The sequence below is a fragment of the Mycobacterium sp. SMC-13 genome (genome assembly GCF_045311035.1).
Classification (GTDB): Bacteria; Actinomycetota; Actinomycetes; order Mycobacteriales; family Mycobacteriaceae; genus Mycobacterium.
On the sequence record NZ_JBJIAI010000091.1, the window covers coordinates 1 to 1,139 of the forward strand.

At 61.2% G+C, this 1,139-nt stretch carries 1 protein-coding gene; it reads right to left on the reverse strand.

Going from position 1 to position 1,139, the window contains the following annotated elements:
• Positions 1–1,092: an IS630 family transposase gene (locus tag ACJH6I_RS31815; protein WP_036429724.1), complete on the reverse strand. Its 1,092-nt coding sequence runs from the start codon at positions 1,090–1,092 to the stop codon at positions 1–3.
• Between the last annotated feature and the right edge of the window lie 47 nt (positions 1,093–1,139).

The window sequence follows — 1,139 nt, forward strand, 5'->3', positions numbered from 1 at the left end:
CTAGTGTCCTGCGCCGGGAATTCGTTGAAGATATGAACCGAGTCGTTCGAAGATCTCGTCGGCGGTCTTGGTCCAGTTGAACGGGCGGGGGTTGTCGTTCCAGTCTGCGATCCACTCGCGAATGTCCTTCTCGAGGGCCTGAATTGAGCGGTGAACGCCGCGGCGCAGTTTCTGGTCGGTGAGTAACCCGAACCACCGCTCGACCTGGTTGAGCCACGACGAGTAGGTCGGGGTGAAGTGCATGTGGAATCGGGGATGGGCGGCAAGCCATTTGGTTACTGTCGGCGATTTGTGCGTCGAGTAGTTGTCGCAGATCAGATGGACGTCCAGGTCAGCGGGCACGGTGTTGTCCAACTTGGTCAAGAACTTCTTGAACTCGATCGCGCGGTGCCGGCGGTGAATCGAGCCGTAGACCTCGCCGGTGGCCACATCCAGGGCGGCGAACAAGGTGGTGATTCCGTGCCGCACGTAGTCATGGGTGCGGCGCTCGGGCATGCCGGGCATCATCGGCAGCACCGGCGCGCTGCGATCCAAGGCCTGGATCTGCGATTTTTCATCGACGCAGAGCACCAGTGCCTTCTCCGGCGGGTCCAGATACAACCCCACGACGTCACGGACCTTGTCGACGAACTGCGGGTCGTTGCTGATCTTGAAGGTGTCCACCTGATGCGGCTTGAGGCCGAACGACTTCCAGATCCGTCCGACCGTTGACTTCGACAACCCGGTCTCAGCCGCCATCGAAGACCGCGACCAGTGCGTGGCGCCTTTGGGTTGACGCTCCAACGTGGCCACGATCAGCTGCTCGACCGCCTCGTCGGTGATCTTGCGCGGCGCACCAGGACGCGGCTCATCGGCCAGACCCTCCAGTCGCGCCTCCAGGAACCGTCCACGCCATTTGCCGACCGTTTGCGGCCACACACCTTCATCAGCGGCGACTTCCTTGTTGGATTTCCCTGCCGCGCAACCCAACACGATCCGACAACGTTGGGCCAACGCCTGCGAGGACTTCGATCGACGGGCCCACCGCTGCAACGTCTCACGTTCGTCGTCGGTCAACACCAACTCGACTACCGGCCTACCCCTGGTTCCCACCCGCCAATTCTACAATTAATCAACTAATTTACGGCGCAGGACACTAG